This window comes from Mesorhizobium sp. M4B.F.Ca.ET.089.01.1.1, from assembly GCF_004022605.1.
Taxonomy (GTDB): Bacteria; Pseudomonadota; Alphaproteobacteria; order Rhizobiales; family Rhizobiaceae; genus Mesorhizobium; species Mesorhizobium abyssinicae.
This window is the reverse complement of record NZ_RZOS01000553.1, coordinates 1-3,323: the sequence shown is the minus strand read 5'-3', so window position 1 is coordinate 3,323 and position 3,323 is coordinate 1. Positions and strand designations below refer to the sequence as shown.

Sequence of the window (3,323 nt, the reverse complement as noted above, 5' to 3'; positions counted from 1 at the left end):
CCCCACAACCCCTACCGCCACTACTGAATTCGACCCGCCTGATTGCGGCGACAGTCCTGATTGCGCCGGCCGTCTGGCCGGCGTTGCCGTTTTAAGGCCTATTCGGCGGTATCGGGAGCGGCGTCCGTGGCGTCCGTCTCGCCTTCGGCGCTCTCTTCCTCGTCCGATTGCGGTTCTGAAATCCGCTCCACCGAGACGACCTTCTCGCCCTCGGCCGTGTTGAAGATGGTGACGCCCTTGGTGGCGCGGCTGGCAAAACGGATGCCGAAGACCGGAACACGTATGACCGTGCCGCCGTCCGAAACCAGCATGATCTGGTCATCATTGCCGACCGGGAAGGTCGCCACGAGCTGGCCGATCTCGGCCACCTTCGACACGTCGGTGGCGCGGATGCCCTTGCCGCCGCGCCCGGTCAGGCGGAAGTCATAGGACGACGACCGCTTGCCATAGCCATATTCCGTCACCGTCAGCACGAAGCGCTCGTGCTCCTTGAGGAATTCGTAGCGTTCGTCGGAAAGCTCCGCCTCCTCGCCGATCTCCTCGTTGGTCAGCGCGATCTCTTCTTCCTCGCCGGCCACACCGGCTGCAAGCCGCCGCTCCGCCGCCGCCCGCTTGAGATACGCGGCGCGCTCGGCCGGCGATGCGTCGACATTCTCAATCACCGACATGGAGATGACGCGGTCGGTGTCGGCCATGGCGATGCCGCGCACGCCGACAGAATTGCGGCTCTGGAAGACGCGCACGTCGCTGACCGGGAAGCGGATGCACTGGCCCGAATTCGCGGTCAAAAGCACATCGTCATTGTCGGTGCAGGTCTCGACGCCGAGGATCTCGTCGCCTTCCTCCTCCAGCTTCATGGCGATCTTGCCGTTGCGGTTGACCTGGACGAAATCGGACAGCTTGTTCCTGCGCACGGTGCCGCGCGTGGTGGCGAACATCACGTCGAGCTCGCCCCAGCTCGCCTCGTCCTCGGGCAGCGGCATGATGGTGGTGATGCGCTCGCCCTGCTCTAGCGGCAGCATGTTGATCAGCGCCTTGCCGCGCGACTGCGGGTTGCCGATCGGCAGGCGCCACACCTTTTCCTTGTAGACGATGCCGCGCGAGGAGAAGAACAGCACCGGGGTGTGCGTGTTGGCGACGAACAGCCGGGTGACGAAATCCTCGTCCTTGGTCGACATGCCGGAGCGGCCCTTGCCGCCGCGGCGCTGCGCCCGGTAGAGCGACAGCGGCACGCGCTTGATGTAGCCGGAATGGCTGACGGTGACGACCATGTCCTCGCGCTGGATCAGGTCCTCGTCTTCCATGTCCGCGCCGCCGTCCGAGAGCTCGGTGCGGCGCGGCGTGCCGAACTCGTCGCGAACCGCGATCAGCTCGTCCTTGACGATCTGCTGGATGCGCGCGCGAGACGACAAAATATCAAGATAATCAATGATTTCCGCACCGATCGAGTTCAACTCGTCGGCGATCTCGTCGCGACCGAGCGCGGTCAGGCGCTGCAGGCGCAATTCGAGGATGGCGCGTGCCTGTTCCTCGGAGAGGTTGTAGGTGCCGTCCTCGTTGATGCGATGGCGCGGGTCGTCGATCAGCAGGATCAACGACTCGACGTCGCCGGAGGGCCAGCGCCGCTCCATCAACTGCTCGCGCGCCGTCTGCGGATCAGGCGCGGTGCGGATCAGCTTGATCACCTCGTCGATGTTGGCGACGGCGATGGCCAAGCCGACCAGGACGTGGGCGCGTTCGCGCGCCTTGCGCAACAGATACTTGGTACGGCGGCTGATCACCTCCTCCCGGAAGCTGACGAAGGCCTTCAGCATGTCGATCAGCGTCATCACTTCCGGCTTGCCGCCGTTCAGCGCCACCATGTTGGCGCCGAAGGAGGTCTGCAGCGGCGTGAAGCGATAGAGCTGGTTGAGGATGACGTCGGCGACGGCGTCGCGCTTCAGCTCGACCACGACGCGGTAGCCCTGGCGGTCGCTCTCGTCGCGAATGTCGGAAATGCCCTCGATGCGCTTGTCGCGCACCAGCTCGGCCATCTTCTCGATCATCGAGGCCTTGTTCACCTGATAGGGAATCTCGGTGATGACGATCGATTCACGGTCGTTGCCGCGGGCCTCGATGTTGACGCGGCCGCGCATGACGATGGAGCCGCGCCCCGTCGAATAGGCGCTGTAGATGCCGGAACGGCCAAGCACGATGCCACCGGTCGGGAAATCCGGCCCAGGCACGATCTCCATCAGCGCCGGCAGGTCGATGGCCGGATTGTCGATGAGGGCGATGGCGCCGTTGCAGACTTCGCCGAGATTGTGCGGCGGGATGTTGGTGGCCATGCCGACGGCGATACCGCCGGAGCCGTTGACCAGTAGGTTGGGAAAGCGCGCCGGCAGCACCTTCGGCTCGCTGCCCGACGCATCGTAAGTGTCCTGGAAATCGACGGTTTCCTTGTCGATATCCTCCAGCAATTCATGCGCGACCTTGGTCAGACGCGACTCGGTGTAGCGCATGGCCGCCGGCGGATCGCCGTCGATCGAGCCGAAATTGCCCTGCCCGTCGATCAGCGGCACGCGCAGCGACCAGTCCTGCGCCATGCGCACGAGGGCGTCATAGATCGAGGCGTCGCCATGCGGATGGTATTTACCCATCACGTCGGCGACCGGGCGCGCCGACTTCACATATTTGCGGTTCCAGTGGTAGCCGCTCTCATGCGAAGCGTAGAGGATGCGGCGATGCACCGGCTTCAGGCCGTCGCGCACGTCGGGCAGCGCGCGGCTGACGATCACGCTCATGGCGTAATCGAGATAGGAGCGCTGCATCTCCTCGATGATCGAAATCGGCTCGATGCCGTTGGGGCCGCCGTCCGGCCCGCGCGGTGTCTTCTGGTCGGTCAAATCAGGTCACAATCCAGTCGGGAATCACTTGCTGCTTATATAGGAAGCGGCGCCGAAACTCCAATCTTCATGGCGCTTTTCCAGAGACAATTTTGACGGCAATTTCAAAAGGATACCGCTGATTGCGACGATATGGCCACGGCGGGTTTTGCCGCCGCTGCGGCTGGTTCGCAACCGATCGCCTCATCGAGCGGGAACCGCAAATACGCTGAACTGGCCCCGTTGGCGGCCTTGCGGGTGTCCTCAGCGGCGGCACGTCCGGCCCGCCCGGTAGGCGCCGGGCGCTTCTCCCATCTCGCGTCGGAAGCGGCGGTTGAAGGTCGACAGGTCGTTGAAGCCGGCGTCGAAGGCGATCGTCGAGATCGCCGTGTCGGAGGTTCGCAGCCGCACGGCGGCCCTGTGCAGCCTGGTCCTGAGCAGGAACTGGTAGGGCGTCAT

The 3,323-nt window shown here is 64.3% G+C and carries 2 protein-coding genes; both read right to left on the bottom strand.

The features are described 5' to 3' along the window. Positions 1-98: 98 nt before the first annotated feature. Positions 99-2,885: a DNA gyrase subunit A gene (gene gyrA / locus EN780_RS30445; RefSeq protein ID WP_127285637.1), complete on the bottom strand. Its 2,787-nt coding sequence runs from the start codon at positions 2,883-2,885 to the stop codon at positions 99-101. Between the two features lie 243 nt (positions 2,886-3,128). Continuing rightward, positions 3,129-3,323: helix-turn-helix transcriptional regulator (locus tag EN780_RS30440; RefSeq protein ID WP_133372781.1), on the bottom strand; the 195-nt coding region annotated here is incomplete at its 5' end.